Source organism: Blautia sp. MSK.20.85 (assembly GCF_013317245.1).
Classification (GTDB): Bacteria; Bacillota; Clostridia; order Lachnospirales; family Lachnospiraceae; genus Blautia_A.
In genome coordinates, this window is sequence record NZ_JAAIUN010000035.1 from 1 (window position 1) to 17,483 (window position 17,483).

Consider the following 17,483-nt stretch of genomic DNA (forward strand, 5'->3'; position numbering starts at 1 on the left):
AGTTCCGAAGCCCGAACGCCCTCCCTCGCGCTCCCACCCCGTTGGGCACGGAAAGAATTCTTCGTTGTTGTATGTGGTGCGGTATTGACTTTTGTCTGTATGCTGCGGTATTCAGAGTGGAACGCTGTGCCGATCTGGTTCCTGGATTCTTCTGTATTTATAGTGAGACGCTGTGCCGATCTGATCCCTAGATTCTTCTGTATTTATAGTGGAACGCTGTACTGATACAGCTACACTTCGACAATTCCAGGACAGGACGCCCCGCGTCCGCTTCCGTCCCTTTTCGGGTTTTATCTTTTTTCCTACCGGCTGGAAGTGTCAGCCAGAGGGAGAGGATATCGGTTCGGGCTGTTGCGGAGGAGGGGTGATACAACTTAGGTTGCGGGAGAGGGCGTTATTGCGGCAGGGTCAGCTGTTTGAGCCAACGGCGAGTTCTGGCCCTGCCGCAATGCTTTTAGCCATCTCACGGAATCTTAGTTGTATCCCCCGACGGAGTCCTTGCCCGGGCCGATATCCTCTCCCTCTGGCGCCCTCTTTCTCTCCACCCTCACGGACCCTAGTTGTATCCCCGGGAGTCCCTGCCCAGACCGATATCCTCTCCCTCCTGGCATCCCTCTACAAAAAAAGAACGCCACCCAACAGGCAGCGTCCTCATAAATATCACCTCCAGATCCCCCGACGTTTCCGGATCGTATAAAACAACTCATTCTCCATGGCCATAACCTTCTGAATCGGCACACTCTTAAACACCGGCATCTTCATCCTGGTCTTAATCCACCAGAACGAATAAACCACCAGGACCAGAAAAGCAATCAAAACAACCAGCCAGATCATATTCCTCTCCACAGGATCCGAAGAAATATTCAAGATCATATAACAAGTCCCCACAATACCAATAACCGGAAACACCGGTCCAAAAGGAACCTTGAAACTCCTCGGCACCTTCGGCATCCTCTTCCGGAGGATCAGCACATCCACATGCGCCAGTACATAAGAAATCATCCAGAACACCGAACCCACCAGAATCAAAAACGAAATAACAGAAGAAGAATTATTACTGATCAACGCAAAAACAAAAATCGTCACACTGACAAACACAACCCCAAACCACGGAACCCCATGCTTATTCGTCTTCGCAAAAATCCTCGGCATCATATTCATCTTCGCCATACCCTGGCAAATACTCGCCAGCCCATTCACCGTAGAATTCTGCGTACTCACAACCGCAAGAGCAGCCACCAGAGTCATCCAGATCTTACCCACACTGCCAAGAAGATTTTCCCCATAAAGCAGATGCGGCGCAGGAGAATCCATCAGCTCCTGCCATGGAGTATAATTATGAAACCCAAACACCATAATCGACTGCACACCACAGATCAGCGCAAGACCAATGATCATACCAAGAGGAACATTCCTCTTCGCATTCTTAACACTCTTGGAAACCGGAATCACATACTCCGCCCCGATAAACAGCCAGAATGCTGTAGCCGTAGCAGAAAACAGCTCCGAAGGCTTCGTAGCCATAGCATACGGCTGAGAAACCACCTGTCCCGTACCCAGCTTAAACATACCGATCAGTCCCATAATGATCATAGAACCAACCAAAAGAAACGCAACCAGATCCTGGATCTTGGCAAACATATCCACGCCACGAAGGTTCGCGATCATGATCACGATCGTCATTACCAACGTATACGCAATGCTGGGAATCGGTAGCTTGATCGTCTGCGCCATCGCATAGGAAAAAATCGAAGCCTCCACACCAGATGACAGAATATTACAGAGCAGATACCCACCAACCATGGAGATCAATGTAGGAAAAGGCCCAAGGCACGCCAGAGTATACTGTGCCAGACCACCCGTCGTATTCGGCATAATCGCATTCAGCTCGGAAAGTGAAGCCACAGTAGTCATATTCAAAAGGCAGGCAATAATCATAGAAAAAATGAACACAACGCCAACTGTACCTGCACCCTGTCCAAGAGAAACCAGACAGCTTGTAGCAATGACCAGCCCTACTGATATAGATACAACACTCCCCAATCCTAATTTCTTATCTTCACTCATAATCCCAGGCACCTCCCCATAATGAAATGGACATTTGCATTATGCAAACCAAATATAAGTCATAAAAAATATCCAACACAAAAACAGGCGAGGTTCCGCTTTATCCGCGGACACCCTCGCCTGCTCTATAATACAGACCATCATTCCATGATCCGCAATCCATCATCTATAAAGCATCTGCCCCTTCATCACCAGTACGCACGCGGATCACATTGTCGATATCATAGATAAAAATCTTACCATCACCGATATGACCGGTATAAAGCTCGTGTTTGATCACATCCACGATCTTATCCACCTGCTCCTTTTTTACCACAACACTGATCTGCTGCTTCGGAAGAAGCTCCATCTCATAGTTTTCATCCACTTCGTACTCACGGGTACCTTTTTCCACGCCACAGCCAAGCACCTGCATAACCGTCATACCCCTGACACCGGCTTTGCTGAGCGCAGACTTCAGGCTGGAAAATTTCGCAAGGCTTGTGATAACTTCAATTCTGCATAAACTCATCTTATAATATCATCCCTTTCGGAAAAATCTCCGAAAAGGCATCATCTCAGTTAAACCGATGCCTTCCCGTACAGAAACATTCTGGCAAATCTCTGCCCACTGCTTATTGCCTTCACAATCCCGCAGGGGACTTACTTAATTCAGTAAAAAATCCCTCTGTCTTTTATACATTAAGTGCTTTCTTTGTATCGGCAAGAGCCTCATCCATTCTGGAGATAACGTCCTTGATATCCTGCTCGGAAATAACAGCTGTAGGCTCGAAACGGATTGTTTTTGCATTAACAAGAGTACCGGCTGTCATGACACGTCTTGCAAACAGACCTTTTGCAGTCTCATAGCCAAGTTCGCAGGTATGGAACTCAACGGCAAGCATAAGACCTGTACCACGAACCTCCTGAATGATCTCCGGATATTTTTCCGCAAGACTCTGAAGTCCAGCTTTCAGGATCTCACCTTTCCGTTTGCAGACACCCGGGATATCATTTTCAAGCATATATTTGATCGTTGCGATAGCTGCCGCACAGCATACCGGGTTTCCTCCGAATGTCGGGGAGCCAAGCAGCCATGGGTTGTCGATCAGATCCTGAACCCACATCTTCGGTTTGCAGATGATACCAGTGATCGGCATGATACCACCGCCGAAAGCTTTACCATAGGTCATGATATCCGGTGTAACACCCTCTGCTTCACATCTCCACATTGTACCGGTACGGCCCATACCAGTCTGGATCTCGTCAAAGATCAGTGCTACGCCTGTCTCATCGCAGATCTCTCGAACCTCCTGAAGGTATCCTGCCGGAGGAACGATAACACCAGCTTCACCCTGAATCGGCTCAAGGATCACACCGGCAACCTTCTCACCAACAGCCTGAAGGTTCTTGATCGCTTTTCTTACATCATCTGCAACACCGTACTGTACGTGCTGTACCTGCTGTACCATTGGGATATAAGGAGTACGGTATGTACTCTTACCACCCATGGAGATAGCACCCATACTCTTTCCATGGAAAGCGCCGACTGTGGAGATGAACCATCTTCCGCCAGTTGCGATACGTGCAAGCTTCAGAGCCATCTCAACAGCCTCCGCACCACCATTTGTGAAAAAACAGTACTGCAGATCACCAGGAGTGATATCTGCAAGAGCTTTTGCCAGATATCCACGAAGCGGATCAAGAAGCTCCTGTGAATGAAGTGCCTGATGATCCAACTGTGCTTTAACAGTTTTCAGGATCTCCGGATTTCTGTGGCCACAGGTATAAATACCAAATCCACCAAGACAGTCGATGAATTTTTCTCCATTTAATCCGTAGCAGTAAGCACCTTCATCCTGCCACTCAAGAACCGCACCCTGCTCAGAGTCAGAAGAAACGGATTTACGGTATTTCAGCCAGCCCGGGCTTACGTAGTTGTCAAAATGATCGATGGTATCTGCCACCATCTGTTTTTTCTCCTCAGCAGGAATATCTTTCATATCTGTATTGATCAGTCCGATCACTCTGTCAAGATCTTTGATTACCTGTTCACTCTTTGCCATAATACATGCCCTCTCTTTCTGAAAATCATCCCGCGATCTGCATCTGCATCCTGCGTTCATTCAGGTAAAAAAACAGGCGCATTCGCTGTATTTCTACAACAAATGCGCCTTTGCATTTCGTTTAATTGTTTTTTGAATTGCTTATATTGTACCCCGGTCAGCCAATGTGTACAATTCTTAATTTCTGGCTGTTTATGATTAGTTTCTGGTAGATATACTTATTTTCAAGTATGTCTCTTCTCAGTTTTTCTCGAAATTATCTGCAATATACTCTACGAAAAAATTGGACAGGGCATGATGCAGTAATTTCCGGAAGTGCTGTAATCTGATCAATGTAACTATTGAATAAAAACAGGAATGTATTATACTGGAATCATACTCAGACAATAGGAAAATCAAAAAATTTACAGGGAGGTTTTTTATCATGGAATACAGACATTTTGGAAACACGATCTATCTTCGACTTGATCCGAAGGAAGAGATCCTGGATGAGATCGGCAAGGTTGCAGAGAAAGAGAACATCCGCCTTGCACAGGTCACAGGCCTTGGCGCCATCAATGATTTCACTGCTGGCGTATACAACACCGTAACAAAGGAATACCACTCTATTCAGTTTCAGGGAGCTTATGAGATTGTTTCTCTTACCGGTACCGTTACCCGTAAAGACGGCGAAGTTTATCTTCATCTCCACATCGCAGCCGGTGACGAAGAAGGCCTTGTACACGGCGGTCATCTGAACCGTGCCATCATCAGTGCTACCGCCGAGATCCAGATCCAGGTGATCGACGGAGAGATCGGTCGTGAGTTCAGCGAGGATATCGGACTGAATCTGTTTAAGTTCTGATTTTGTCAGAGGGATTTCGACCACTGTCTACTGCTTTACAGTTTAAAATTTCATCACACATAAAAAGGGTGAAACTACTCAGCATAATGCTGTCAGCTCACCCTTTTCTTATTCCGAAAAGCTATACCGACAAATCATCACATCTCCCTGATTCAACCTTCCTACATATACATTGACAAATTTCCCTGTTATGATATACTTTGATGATAAAACTATTTTATATTAAAATCATTTAAAGAACGCAAATGAATGTGAGGATCTGATCATTATGAAGAATTTTAAAATCGGTGATAAACTTACAAGATTTCCCCTGATCCAGGGTGGAATGGGCGTTGGCATCAGCCTTGGCCGTCTGGCAGGCACCGTTGCAAAGGAAGGCGGGATCGGAATCATTTCCACCGCTCAGATCGGCTACCGGGAAAAGGATTTCGACCGGAATACCGAAGAAGCCAACCAGCGGGCTATCCTGTCCGAGATGAAAAAAGCACGCAGGATTTCTCCTGACGGTATCATCGGCTACAACATCATGGTTGCACTGAAGGAGTACGCATCTCATGTAAAAGCCGCTGTCCATGCCGGCGCTGACCTGATCATCTCCGGTGCAGGACTTCCTACAGAGCTCCCTGCTCTTGTCAGCGGAAGCAAAACAAAGATTGCCCCCATCGTCTCAACGGACAAATCTGCAAAGGTTATCCTGAAATACTGGGAAAGAAAGTACAAGCGCACTGCAGACCTTGTGGTGATCGAAGGTCCCCAGGCAGGCGGTCATCTGGGCTTCCACAAGGAAGAGCTGGATTCCTATACACCGGAAGCCTACGACAATGAGATCCGAAAGATCGTCCAGACTGTAAAAAGCTATGCCGCAAAATTCGGCACGGAAATCCCTGTAGTAGCTGCCGGCGGCATCGCCACGCACGAGGATGTAAAGCATGTCCTTGATCTTGGTGTGGACGGCGTTCAGGTCGCCACCCGTTTTATCCCAACGGAAGAATGTGACGCAGACATCCGGCTGAAAGAATCCCTGATCCACGCCGCAAAGGACGACATTGCCATTGTAAAAAGTCCGGTAGGTATGCCGGGACGTGCCATTATGAATCCCTTCATGCAGCACGTCATGGCCGGAGAAAAGATCCCGCACAGTCCCTGCCACCGCTGCCTTGCCAAATGTTCCCCCGGCGAGATCCCTTACTGCATTACAGACAAGCTGATCGCCGCCGTAAAGGGCGACGTGGAAAACGGCCTGCTGTTCTGCGGAGCAAAGGCCTATATGGCAGATAAGATCGAAACCGTGCACGATGTGATCGCTGATCTGTTTGACACAGAATCGGAGTGCATCCGGCTGTCATAAAGATAAACCTGCGCCGCTAGGCGCACCTAAACAAAAAGCCCCTGCTTTCATTGCTTTTCGCAGTGAAAACAGGGACTTTTAGTTTTTCTACCGGTTATCGATCTTTTCCGGGTACATGTCATGCTCTGTCAGACGTTTCCAGGCAATCTCCTCCCATCTGGTTCCGGCTTTTCCGTAATTGCAGTATGGATCAATGGAAATGCCGCCTCTCGGCGTAAATTTTCCCCAGACCTCAATGTATTTCGGATCCATGAGACGGATCAGATCCTTCATAATGATGTTCACGCAATCCTCATGAAAATCTCCGTGATTGCGGAAGCTGAAAAGATACAGCTTCAGAGATTTGCTCTCCACCATTTTTTCACCGGGTACGTAGGATATCGTGATCGTCGCGAAATCCGGCTGTCCGGTAATGGGACAAAGGCTTGTAAATTCCGGGCAGTTAAATTTTACAAAGTAATCGTTGTCCGGGTGCTTGTTCAAAAATGTTTCCAGTACCTCCGGAGCATAATTGTCCGGATATTTTACTTTCTGATTTCCGAGAAGGGTGATCCCTTCTTTTTCCAGGTTTTCTCTGCTCATATTTTTTTCCTTTCTATGGTCAAACGGATATTTATGATCCGATCTATCTGTCAAGTGCCGGATCCTTCACTCCATTGAGCCGGAATGCCTCTGCTCTGTCAATACAGGTTCCACACACACCGCAGGGCTTTTCGCCGCCTTCGTAACAGCTCCAGGTCAGTTCATAAGGAACATTCAGCTCCAGGCCGGTTTTTACGACCTCTGCCTTTGTGCAGCTGACAAAAGGCGCCTCAACCTTCAGCTGGCCGCCGCTTCCCTGATAGATCGCCTCGTTGATCGCATTGTGAAACGCACTGCTGCAGTCCGGATATGCATTTCCGGCTGCATCATCCGCATGTGCTCCGTAATAGATCACACTGCAGTTTTTTGACAGCGCAATACTTGCTGCCGAGGAAAGAAATAATCCGTTCCGGAACGGCACATAGGTTGAAACCGGTGAGCCATCGGTTTCCTTCAGCTGCTCTGCATAGCTTTCGTGCGGGATCTCTCTGTCTGAATGCTTCAGCAGCGAGCAGTCACTGTACCGGAAGATCGGCTCCAGATCCAGATAAAGATGCTCCACTCCGTAATATTCTGCTGTTTTTCTGGCAGCCTCGATTTCTTTTGTGTGCTTCTGTCCGTAAGCTACTGTTAATGCAATTACATTCTCTTTTCCATATTTGTTTACGGCAAGCCCCAGGCAGGTGGTGGAATCCACACCGCCGCTTGCAAGTACAAGTGCTTTCATAGCGTTCTCCTTTTCTGCGGTATTTCTTGTTATATTGTGATAGGTTTTCCTGTCATACTCCCCGTTTCTGCGGGTCCCAGATCACCTTATGAAGCTGGATCTGAAGCTTTACATCGTTGAGCTTTTTTTCCATAAGGAAATCCACGATCTCCACCGGCTGGATCCTGCCGAAAACAGGGCTGAAATAAACTGCCGTTTTTCCGACCAGCCTGTACTTTTCCAGGATTTCCAGAGCTTTTTCCATATCTCTGCGGCTGCTGACCACGAATTTCAGCGTATCCTCACTGCCCAGAAGCTCCAGATTGGAAAGGAGCATCTCTTTTTCCATGCCGCTGTCCGGTGCTTTATAATCCATGGTAAAGGACGGACGTTTTTTTAATATATGATAAGGCTTCAGATCTACGCTTCCATTGGTCTCAATCTCCACCCGCCGGAATGGATCCTCCAGGATTGCCTCGATCAGCTCCTCCATGCCTTTCCGTAAAAGTGGTTCCCCGCCTGTAAGTGTCACATTTTTTACGCCTGTTTCACGGATCCAGGAAAGGATCTCTTCTTCTGTCAGCCTTTCACTCTCACATCCCGGCTCATTTGCCCAGCTGGTATCACAATAGCTGCACTGAAGATTGCAGCCCTTAAACCGGATAAAAGCGGCAAGCTCTCCTGCCCGTCTGCCCTCTCCGTTGATGCTGACAAATTTCTCTACAACCTGATAGGTACTCATAGCCATACCGCCTCCGTTTCTTCTTCCGTTTCCCGGTAAGCTGCACAGTTATTTGGTGTTTCGTAAACAACAGCTCTTTTTACAGGATAGCCCTTTTCTTCCATTTTCCTGAAAAAATATTCTGAAAAATTCTCTGCTGTAGGGCGAAAGGGAACCTTCACCAGATGAAAGCCTTCCTCATCCAGTGCTTCCAGCGTTTTCGGACGTAATGTATTTTCTTCATAGATCAGCGTGTGATCCATGGAATCTGCCAGCTCCCGAAGATCCTTTTTCAGATCTCCGAAGTCTACCAGCATCCCTCGCCCCTGACCGTTTTTCTCCAGCTTCCGGCTTTCGATCTCAATCTCCACATGCCAGCGATGACCATGGATGTTGGAACATTTGCCGGTGTAACCGGACAGAAAGTGTGCCGAATCGAAATCTGCTTCTGTTTTTAACTGATACATAAATTTTTCCTCCTTCTGGATCTGTCACACCACCCGAATATTTCCATAAATAAAAAAAACCGGGATTCCCGGCCTTGATCCAGTTAAAGTAAAAAAAGGGCAGACCCGCCACGAGTCTGCCCTGATTCTCACATCTTCTTCAGCCCTGGTTTTATTTATAGACAGGATGGTACAAACGAACTGTCTTATATTAATTTGTATGGTATTTCCGGAGATACTGCATCAAACGATAAATCGGACCAGATCATCCGCGTTCGCTGCTCACTCATGAGCGCAGTCGCTCCGCAACGATCTATGGGAACTTTCAGCTCCGGAATTACGGTAAATTTTCTGCAGAATTATCTTCTTCCGCAGCACTTCTTATATTTCTTACCGCTTCCGCACGGACACGGATCGTTGGGATAGATTTTTCTTGCAGATGCCGGCTGCATCGGCATTGCTGTCGGCACAAAGCTGTTCGGCATTGCAGTGTGCGGCTTGCCTGTGGCAAACGGCCATACTGCTCCTGAGATCTCATTCGGTGTGTAACCGCGGAATTCCAGCATTCTTGTGTTATTGTTTGCCTCCATGATCAGCTTTGTAAATTTCTCAAGCTGCTCATCGTTAAACTGGATCCCCTTCTGGTTCAGGTTTTCCATGATCGCTGACATTCTGCCATCCATGGAGCATTCTTTGTAAATAAAGAACAGTACCTGATCCTTCACTGCATCGGAAACCTTTATCTCATCCAGCAGGAATCTGCCCAGTCTCTGGTAAGAAGCAGATTTTGTTGGATACCCGTTTTCGGAATAATCCAGGATCTCATCTACAGACGGAATATAGAATTTCCGTCCACCCTGACGTCTCTCGATATCCTTGTAAATGTTATTGACCAGTGCGGATTTCAGAATCAGCTGATCCTCCGCAAGCTCACAGATACAGGCCTTCTCCGGAATGGTATGATACAGCTCGATGAAGCTGTCATATCCGATGTCAAAACCTTTTCTCTGCTTAAACATCTCATATACGGTCTTTGCCGGTGCAGATACATACAGATAGCTTACCATAATAAGGCAATCCTTCAGCCAGTTTACTTGGCTGCGAAGTGTCTGGAACTCCGGTGTATTGATCTGATCGTAAACAGCTGCAACCTCTGCCGGAACTTCTGCGTAATCATCACTGTAGGAAACAAGGTAGCCCATATCGTTCAGCCATTCTAATGTATTCCACTCATCCTCTGTAACATGGAAGCATTTTCTCTGAATAGCCGCCTCAAAAGCCAGTACCTCCTGATCGTCTGCTACGAGGAAGCTTGCTTTCATAACCTCCGGTTTAAGAACCTCTGCGGCAACCTTTGCGGCGATCTCTTCCTGATCCATTCCCTTGCAGTGAAGTCCAAGCTCACCTGCAATGCTGAGAAGGTCTTCTTTACGATAGGACATGAGGAAATCTTTTACTGTAGGATTTCTTCTGCTACCTGTGGCTGCCTCATCTGCTTTTGCAGCTCTGGCTGCTGCCTCTACTGCCGCTACTGTTGCAGCAATGTCTTCAGATGCTTTGGCTGTTTCCACCTCAGTTTCAACTGCTGCAGTGCATCCCAGCTCTGGTGCCTCTGTCCAGTACGGATCATCCTCACCCTTTACTTCTTTTACAATAGAAGGAGCTTCTGCTGTTCCCTCGTCTTTCTTCTCAATATCAACTCTGTATTCCGGAGCTTCCTTATCCGCACCATACTGACGGAAGGTAAACCATTTCTCAGAATCCATAAGCTCTGCAGTCTCTGTCTCGCCTGCATTTAATAATGTGAAATTATTCTTCACTTCTCCGTCACCGTTCTCACGGATCTGTACTTTTTTCTGAAAAAATTCAATCTCATATAGGCTGCCTGCCGGATACTGAACCAGTTTTTCAAGCATGGCTGCCATATTTGCAAATGTAACGTCAGCCGCAACAGTACAGCGTCTCCATACCGGCGGTTTCGTTCCTTTTCTTGTGATTTTTAACTGATAAAACATTCCTGTGTTCCTCTCCTGTAAATATATGCCGGATCAGGAGATACGAATAACTCTTGATCCGGCGTAAGCAACTTCCCCTATGTTATACAAAAATAGAGAAATTGTCAATATTTGAGAGGCTTCTACAACACAATATCATATTTCTCAACCTGGATCACAGCATTTCCGTCACTGTGAAACAGGATCTCATCTGCTTCCACTGGTGTTGGGATCACGGTAGTCGCAGTTTTGCTTCCATCATTGATAAAAAGCTCTATGGAGCTTCGATCCAGGATAAAACGCAGCTTCAGATTTTGTCTGTCATCTGTGATCTGGAGCTTTCTTGTACATACAACATCACGCTGCACCCCGCTCCAGGTTCTGTCGATTTCCAGTATCTGTCTTTTTCGATCATAGGTAAAGACCGTTGTATATTCTTCATTGCGTGCAAGCTCGATCCGGAACTCATTGTACACATCCAATGCTTCCTGATTTGGATTTCCGGAGTTCCTGCTTTCATCCATGATGCCATCTGCGTTCTGCAGTTCCACAGTCAGATCGATCATTCGGCCACGGACGCCTTCAAGGCTTAAGCTCTCACCCACTTTTACATTCTCATAACAGCAACGGTTTTTCCGATAATTCTCAATTTCTCGGACCGGCTTCTGCCAGATCTTTCCGTCACGATATTCCAGCTCTCTCGGAAGAGTCATCATTCCCTGCCATCTCTGCTTTTCCTTGATCACACAGCTATCCCAGGATTTCATCCAGGCGATCATCACTCTTCTTCCATCTGGAAGAAGGGTTGTCTGCGGCGCATAAAAATCAAGTCCGTAGTCCAGACTTACCGGTGCGTCTTTTTCAAATGTATGTTTTTCGCTGTCATAATCTCCCGTAAAATACAGGGAATTATGTCCATTATGAAACTCATACCCTTTTGCACGCATATGCTGCGGAGAACAGATCAGCACATGTTTATCCCCGAGCGGAAAGAAATCGGGGCATTCCCACATAACACCGATTTCTCCTGTGGAGTTCTCCGCAAGAATTGTTTCAAATTTCCATTCTTTCAAATCTTTACTGGAAAACAGAACTACCTGTCCAGGAATTTCTTCGCTGCGGCATCCTACGAGCATATAGTATATTCCGTTATCTTCCCATATCTTCGGATCGCGGAAATCAACTCTGCTGCATTTCTCCGGAAGCATATCCCCGGTGACTATCGGATTTTTCTCTGCCTTTACATAATCTTTTCCGTCACCCCAGGCAAGGCACTGATTCTGCCGGACTTCTTCTTTTCCATCAGGCAGCTTTTCTGTTGTAACTCCTGTGTAGATCAAAGCCTGTTTTCCATCCGCTTCAATAGCACTTCCGGAAAAGCATCCCTCTCGATCATATTCCTGATCCGGTGCAAGCGCTGCAGGAAGCTGCTCCCATCTGATCATATCCTCCGTCACACTGTGGCCCCAGTGCATAGGGCCCCAGTCACGGCTGTAAGGATGATACTGGTAAAAAAGATGTACCTTTCCTTTAAAAACAGAAAATCCATTGGGATCATTGATCCAGCCAACCGGTGCAGATACATGAAAGGCCGGTTTCTCTTCCTGCGGGATATTTTTTGCTTCCTCTATTTCATAAAGACGTGCTTTTTCAAGTTTTTCACTCATACTCTGCTCTCTCTTTCTTTTTTATGTTTCTGACCGGTATCTTTTTCTGTTTTTATTTCTCTGTCTCACTAAGAGACTTCTGATACTGGTCAAAATATTTCTGTTTGATTGCCAGATAATCAGACAGTCCATACTGCTCCATCTTTTTCAGATAGGAATCCCATTCTTTATCGATGCCGCCATTCAGGATCCAGTCTGCTTTTTTCTGTTCCGCATACTTCTTGATATCTGTGTCGTACTGAGATACCTTATTGGTATCATCAATACTCATAAATACATTCGGATACACATATTTACTGTTCATATCCTTAAGATATGTTTCGTGCATATTGTCGAGACGCCATTTTGCATCTGCCGGCTCTGTTACATATACATCGTAATACTCGTTAAGTATTGCCAACGGTCCGTTTACAGACTGTGCTTCACGAACCTCTACCGGAGATGCATCTCCCAGATCCATATGTTTCAGCATCTGACCACCTTCTGCATTCTCGGACATCTCAAAGATATTAAATGAATCTTTTTCCCCGTAAGTACCCCAGTTATTCTGCGGAGACTGGATCGGTGCATACATCTGATCGATCCATGCTGCTGCCAGTGCCGTATTCCGACAGCTTGTAGTCAGAACGCAGCGTCCTCTGTCAAAGCCACTGGTTTCACTGTTATTCTGTCTTGTGATATTTACAAGACCATCCGGACCGGCCAGCGCCGGGAGCATTACATAATCTTCATTGTTATCAATATTTGCAATATCCCAGGTGAAACACAGACCATATCTGTGGTTCTTACCTTTTGCAACATAAGTTGACCATTCCTGGGTAAAAGCCTCCGGATCCACCAGCTTTTCTTCTACCAGCTGATGGAGCCACTGGATACCTTCTTTATAGCCTTCCTGTACAGTTGTATAAATAACGGTTCCATCATCTTTCACTGCAAAATGATCACCGGTGTCACCATATCCTTCTCCGAATCCGTTGATGAGAATTGCAGGATCCTGATCACCATTATTGATGATAAAGGACATCGGGATCACACCACCCTCAATATCAAATTCTTGCTCCAGTTTATCTGCATTGTCGCGGAAAGCGATCAGAACCTGTTCCAGTTCCTCAGTTGTGGTCGGAACGTCCAGCTTCAGATAATCCAGCCATTTTTTATTAATGTAGGGGATATCTCCAATTGCCTGAATGGCTTCTTTCCCCGCACCAAGCTGCTCGATCCATGGGAAAGAATAAATATGTCCGTCCGGTGCTGTACACATTGTTCTATATTCCGGGTATTTTTCAAATACAGCCTTAAGATTCGGCATGTATTTATCAATCAGATTTTCTACCGGAATAATGATTCCCTGTTTGGCATAACGAAGAAGATCATAATCACTCATCCCTGCGTTAAAAAGTCCATCCGGAAGATTTCCGAACTGTGCCAGCGCCAGATTTTTTTTGTCATCAAACTGATCCGATACAAAACAGGTCCAGTCAATGTGGACATTGGTCTGCTTTTCCAGTCTTTCAAAGATCGTTCTTTCATTAGGTTCCTGTGTAGATGTTGCAGGTGCACTGGTAATAAAAGACAGCTCTGCTTTTTCTTTCAGAGGAAAGGACACATCTTCCACCGGGATATCCGGATCTGTTTCTGCTTTCATGTGTTCTTTTCCGTTTCCACATCCGGCACTGCATACCATTATAATTGCAGAAAGCCCGATTGCCAATAATGCCTTCATTCTTTTTTTCATCATTATCAACCTCCTGTCATCAGCCTTTTACAGAACCAACCATAATGCCCTGGTCAAAATATTTCTGGAAGAATGGATACATGATCAGAAGCGGTAAACTTGATACAATGATCGTAGCATATTTCAGAAGCTCCGCTACCTTTGCCATCTGTGCAGTACTCTGGATATCTGCGATCATTCCGGGCTGCGGTGTATTCTGTACAAGGATGGAACGAAGTACCAGCTGCAATGGCTGCAGTTTCGCATCATTCAAATAAATCATAGCGTCAAAATAACTGTTCCACATTCCTACAAAGGACCACAGTGCAAGTACTGCGATGATCGGTTTGCATACCGGCATCATAATCTTGAAAAAATGCTCGATTTCTGTGGCACCGTCAATGGCAGATGCCTCTCTGAGTTCCTTGGGGATAGACTGATAATAGGTTCTGGCAAGGATCATGTTCCAGACATTAAACGCACCCGGAAGCAGGATTGCCCAGATTGTATTTACCAGATGCAGCTGATTGATCAGGATAAAAGTCGGGATCATTCCTCCACCGAAGAACATGGTAATGAGAAAAATAACATTGAAGAAATTTCTTCCCACAAATTCTTTCTTGGACATTGGATATGCTGCCAGCAGAGTTACCAGAACTGAAATAATGGTAAACACCAGGGAATAAAAAAATGAGTTTGCAAAGCCTCTCCAGATCATATTATTTTCAAGAACTCTGCGGTACGCATCGATCGTCCACTTCCGCACATCAAAGCTGATCCCCTGGCTGTTCAGCACATTCGGATCCATAAAGGATGCGATCACAACATATAAAAGCGGAACCAGAATGGAAAGTACAAATGCACCCAGAAGTACGTATCCGATTCCTAAAATGGCTTTGTCAGATGCCGAATATTTCTTTTTCTTTGCTTTTGCCATAACAGCACCTCCTATAATCCCTCTCCGTCATTCAGTTTCTTGACTACCCAGTTTACAAAGATCAAAAGAATTACATTGATCACTGAATTAAACAGCCCCACTGCTGTAGAATATCCATAGTCTCCATTCAGAAGACCGATTCTGTATACATAAGTAGAAAGAATCTCAGATGCAGGAAGGTTCATATCTGTCTGCAGTGCATATGCTTTTTCAAAACCAATGCTCATAATATTTCCGGCCTGAAGGATAAACTGGATCACAATGATGTTTTTAATAGCCGGAAGCTGTACATACCAGATCTGCTGCAGGATATTTGCTCCATCCACCACTGCTGCCTCTTCCAGATCCTTACTTGCATTGGCAAGTGCTGCAGTATACATAATGGATGCCCATCCGGCTGTCTGCCAGATTCCGCTGGCTATGTAAATGGTACGAAATGCTGCCGGCATAGTCATCCAGTTGGCATCGGAACCGATCAGTTTATTCAGCGGACCTACCGGTGAAAGAAACATACGAACCATACCACAGAGTACGATAACGGAAATAAAATTCGGCGCATAGATCAGAAGCTGAATTTTTTTCCTGATCCCGGCTCTCCGGATCTGATTCAGAAGAAGTGCCAGGATGATCGGAATCGGAAATCCCCACAGCAGTCCGTAAATACTCAGTTTCAAAGTGTTCACAAGATAATTCATAAAATCCGGTGATGCCAGAAATCTCCGGAAGTATTCCAGTCCTACCCATTTGCTTCCAAATACGCCATCAATGACATTGTAATCCTCAAAAGCGATCAGTACGCCACCCATGGGCACGTATTTGAAGATGATCGTCAGAAGAAGTGCAGGCAGCAGAAAAAACACATACAGCTGCCAGTTCTTTTTCACATACTGAAGCTTTTCTGCAGCAGTTCTTTTTCCTGCCGGAACAGCTTTCGCAGAACCTTTTTTCATTCTCTTTTCCTCCCGTTTTTGTTCTTTCGTTCTTGTTTAGTAACCGGTAAAGTAACCGGTTACTTTATAATTTGATACTACTATATGACATAGCTTCTGTCAACCTTTTTTGTTAATTTATTCAAGAAAAGTTACCGGTAACTTAACTGGTTATTTTTTTTATTGCTATTTAACGTCTGTATTGTTATACTTAATTACATCAATCCAATTATCTTGTACGGTCTGCAGATTTCTCTTATATGATCACATCTGCATTCCGTATCATAACTTTCTGCTGTTAAAAGGAGACTATTTTTTTATGGCTAAAAAACAGGTAACATTTGCCGATATTGCAGAATACACTGGTTTTTCCAAGACTACGATCTCCAGATATTTCAATCATCCGGATTCTCTGACCCTGGAAAATCAGGAAAAGATCGCAAAAGCCCTTGATGAGCTCGGCTACAGAAAAAACAAGCTTGCCAGGGTTCTTGCCAATGGAAAAAGCGAATTTGTAGGGATCATTGTCCCGAACCTTTATCTTCATTATTATTCCGAAATGCTGACACAGCTTCTTCGAAGTTACTCCGATTATCATTACAAATATCTGGTTTTTGTCAGTGATGGCGGCCCGGAGAAAGAAATGCAGTATCTGGACGAGCTGATGGCTTATAAGATTGAAGGACTTATTGTTCTCAGCCATACTCTTTCCTCTGAAAAACTGGCTTCCTATAATATTCCTGTGATCGCCATTGAACGTGAAGCAGAACATATATGCAGCGTTACAACAGACAATTACATGGGCAGCATGCAGGCTACTTCTCTGCTGATACGTAATCAGTGTGATGTACTAATCCACATCAATGTCCATGTACCTGAGAATATTCCAGCTTATGACCGTATCCGTGCCTTTGAGGAAACATGCCGGGAATATCATGTTCCTTATGAACTGAACCTTAATGTTTCCGGTGATTCCTATCAGGAGCTTTTTGAACAGATGCGTGTGATCTTTCAGGATATTGACAGTAAATATTCCGGTCAGAAAAAAGGCATATTTTTATCCAATGATACTTACGCAAATATATTTCTCAATCTGATCTTCCAGAAATACAACTGTCTGCCGGATGAATATCAGATCATCGGATTCGATAATTCACCCATTGCTGCGGAGTCCATCATCCCGATCACTACTATTGGACAGCAGATTGATGTGATCGCACAGACTACCATGGAACTGCTTGTGGAACAGATGAACGAAATGAAGAAAAGAAAACCGGCACCGCTTCAAAAACCGATCCACAAAAAGATCACTCCTGTTCTGATACGACGGCAGACAACAGGAGACTGAAAATACTTACAACATTTTTCCATATTCCATAACAACCCGTATATTCATGTACTGGAAACTTCATGCTATAATTCTGTGGAAAAATGTCAGATAACCATTACCGCCGGGAAATATTTTACAGGTTTCCCGACATCT

Annotated in this window: 15 protein-coding genes; 3 read left to right on the plus strand and 12 right to left on the minus strand. The window is 45.3% G+C overall.

Annotated features, from left to right (window positions below):
• Positions 1 to 660 precede the first annotated feature (660 nt).
• From G5B12_RS14555 to G5B12_RS14565, 3 genes are all read right to left on the minus strand, one after another.
• On the minus strand, positions 661 to 2,067 hold the full coding sequence (locus G5B12_RS14555) for an APC family permease (RefSeq protein ID WP_174088641.1): 1,407 nt from the start codon (positions 2,065 to 2,067) through the stop codon (positions 661 to 663).
• 166 nt (positions 2,068 to 2,233) lie between these two features.
• Complete coding sequence (locus G5B12_RS14560) at positions 2,234 to 2,578, minus strand: P-II family nitrogen regulator (RefSeq protein ID WP_021977944.1); 345 nt, start codon at positions 2,576 to 2,578, stop codon at positions 2,234 to 2,236.
• Between the two features lie 163 nt (positions 2,579 to 2,741).
• Positions 2,742 to 4,112 (minus strand): putrescine aminotransferase, encoded by a 1,371-nt coding sequence (locus G5B12_RS14565; RefSeq protein ID WP_118063424.1) that lies wholly within the window; start codon positions 4,110 to 4,112, stop codon positions 2,742 to 2,744.
• A gap of 424 nt (positions 4,113 to 4,536) precedes the next feature.
• Between G5B12_RS14565 and G5B12_RS14570 the strand changes: the two genes are divergently transcribed.
• Both G5B12_RS14570 and G5B12_RS14575 read left to right on the plus strand, forming a co-directional pair.
• Complete coding sequence (locus G5B12_RS14570; RefSeq protein ID WP_174088643.1) at positions 4,537 to 4,956, plus strand: PPC domain-containing DNA-binding protein; 420 nt, start codon at positions 4,537 to 4,539, stop codon at positions 4,954 to 4,956.
• Between the two features lie 268 nt (positions 4,957 to 5,224).
• Positions 5,225 to 6,304, plus strand: a complete 1,080-nt coding sequence (locus G5B12_RS14575) for an NAD(P)H-dependent flavin oxidoreductase (RefSeq protein WP_118170140.1) — start codon at positions 5,225 to 5,227, stop codon at positions 6,302 to 6,304.
• Between the two features lie 87 nt (positions 6,305 to 6,391).
• On the opposite strand, the gene queF is transcribed toward G5B12_RS14575, so the two are convergent.
• The 9 genes from queF to G5B12_RS14620 form a co-directional block, all read right to left on the minus strand.
• Entirely contained in the window at positions 6,392 to 6,886 is a 495-nt protein-coding gene (gene queF / locus G5B12_RS14580; protein ID WP_015526640.1) for a preQ(1) synthase, read from the minus strand.
• Between the two features lie 43 nt (positions 6,887 to 6,929).
• Positions 6,930 to 7,646, minus strand: coding sequence for a 7-cyano-7-deazaguanine synthase QueC (gene queC, locus G5B12_RS14585; RefSeq protein WP_256164017.1), 717 nt, complete (start codon positions 7,644 to 7,646; stop codon positions 6,930 to 6,932).
• A gap of 19 nt (positions 7,647 to 7,665) precedes the next feature.
• Positions 7,666 to 8,334: a putative 7-carboxy-7-deazaguanine synthase QueE gene (gene queE, locus G5B12_RS14590; protein WP_021976185.1), complete on the minus strand. Its 669-nt coding sequence runs from the start codon at positions 8,332 to 8,334 to the stop codon at positions 7,666 to 7,668.
• Positions 8,331 to 8,780: a 6-carboxytetrahydropterin synthase QueD gene (gene queD / locus G5B12_RS14595; protein ID WP_021976186.1), complete on the minus strand. Its 450-nt coding sequence runs from the start codon at positions 8,778 to 8,780 to the stop codon at positions 8,331 to 8,333. Before queD ends, queE begins: the two co-directional genes overlap by 4 nt.
• A gap of 338 nt (positions 8,781 to 9,118) precedes the next feature.
• Positions 9,119 to 10,774, minus strand: a complete 1,656-nt coding sequence (locus G5B12_RS14600) for a YecA family protein (RefSeq protein WP_118170138.1) — start codon at positions 10,772 to 10,774, stop codon at positions 9,119 to 9,121.
• Positions 10,775 to 10,896: 122 nt separating this feature from the next.
• Positions 10,897 to 12,420, minus strand: a complete 1,524-nt coding sequence (locus tag G5B12_RS14605) for a glycoside hydrolase family 32 protein (RefSeq protein WP_174088644.1) — start codon at positions 12,418 to 12,420, stop codon at positions 10,897 to 10,899.
• 52 nt (positions 12,421 to 12,472) lie between these two features.
• Positions 12,473 to 14,104 carry an ABC transporter substrate-binding protein gene (locus G5B12_RS14610; protein ID WP_442859965.1) on the minus strand — a complete coding sequence of 544 codons (1,632 nt, stop codon included), beginning with the start codon at positions 14,102 to 14,104 and terminating at the stop codon, positions 12,473 to 12,475.
• Positions 14,105 to 14,174: 70 nt separating this feature from the next.
• Positions 14,175 to 15,071 carry a carbohydrate ABC transporter permease gene (locus G5B12_RS14615; RefSeq protein WP_015526648.1) on the minus strand — a complete coding sequence of 299 codons (897 nt, stop codon included), beginning with the start codon at positions 15,069 to 15,071 and terminating at the stop codon, positions 14,175 to 14,177.
• A gap of 11 nt (positions 15,072 to 15,082) precedes the next feature.
• A complete protein-coding gene (locus G5B12_RS14620; RefSeq protein ID WP_015526649.1) occupies positions 15,083 to 16,021 on the minus strand; it encodes an ABC transporter permease in 939 nt (312 codons plus the stop codon).
• Between the two features lie 298 nt (positions 16,022 to 16,319).
• Between G5B12_RS14620 and G5B12_RS14625 the strand changes: the two genes are divergently transcribed.
• Positions 16,320 to 17,348 carry a LacI family DNA-binding transcriptional regulator gene (locus G5B12_RS14625; protein ID WP_174088646.1) on the plus strand — a complete coding sequence of 343 codons (1,029 nt, stop codon included), beginning with the start codon at positions 16,320 to 16,322 and terminating at the stop codon, positions 17,346 to 17,348.
• Positions 17,349 to 17,483: the final 135 nt, after the last annotated feature.

What these genes read in the sequence shown, in the direction of transcription:
- G5B12_RS14570 (WP_174088643.1), top strand. Translation starts at nt 4,537, where the DNA reads ATGGAATACAGACATTTTGGAAACACGATCTATCTTCGACTTGATCCG.
- queF (WP_015526640.1), bottom strand. Translation starts at nt 6,886, where the DNA reads ATGAGCAGAGAAAACCTGGAAAAAGAAGGGATCACCCTTCTCGGAAAT.
- G5B12_RS14560 (WP_021977944.1), bottom strand. Translation starts at nt 2,578, where the DNA reads ATGAGTTTATGCAGAATTGAAGTTATCACAAGCCTTGCGAAATTTTCC.
- G5B12_RS14565 (WP_118063424.1), bottom strand. Translation starts at nt 4,112, where the DNA reads ATGGCAAAGAGTGAACAGGTAATCAAAGATCTTGACAGAGTGATCGGA.
- G5B12_RS14625 (WP_174088646.1), top strand. Translation starts at nt 16,320, where the DNA reads ATGGCTAAAAAACAGGTAACATTTGCCGATATTGCAGAATACACTGGT.
- G5B12_RS14615 (WP_015526648.1), bottom strand. Translation starts at nt 15,071, where the DNA reads ATGGCAAAAGCAAAGAAAAAGAAATATTCGGCATCTGACAAAGCCATT.
- G5B12_RS14620 (WP_015526649.1), bottom strand. Translation starts at nt 16,021, where the DNA reads ATGAAAAAAGGTTCTGCGAAAGCTGTTCCGGCAGGAAAAAGAACTGCT.
- G5B12_RS14600 (WP_118170138.1), bottom strand. Translation starts at nt 10,774, where the DNA reads ATGTTTTATCAGTTAAAAATCACAAGAAAAGGAACGAAACCGCCGGTA.
- G5B12_RS14605 (WP_174088644.1), bottom strand. Translation starts at nt 12,420, where the DNA reads ATGAGTGAAAAACTTGAAAAAGCACGTCTTTATGAAATAGAGGAAGCA.
- G5B12_RS14610 (WP_442859965.1), bottom strand. Translation starts at nt 14,104, where the DNA reads ATGGTATGCAGTGCCGGATGTGGAAACGGAAAAGAACACATGAAAGCA.
- queE (WP_021976185.1), bottom strand. Translation starts at nt 8,334, where the DNA reads ATGAGTACCTATCAGGTTGTAGAGAAATTTGTCAGCATCAACGGAGAG.
- G5B12_RS14575 (WP_118170140.1), top strand. Translation starts at nt 5,225, where the DNA reads ATGAAGAATTTTAAAATCGGTGATAAACTTACAAGATTTCCCCTGATC.
- queD (WP_021976186.1), bottom strand. Translation starts at nt 8,780, where the DNA reads ATGTATCAGTTAAAAACAGAAGCAGATTTCGATTCGGCACACTTTCTG.
- G5B12_RS14555 (WP_174088641.1), bottom strand. Translation starts at nt 2,067, where the DNA reads ATGAGTGAAGATAAGAAATTAGGATTGGGGAGTGTTGTATCTATATCA.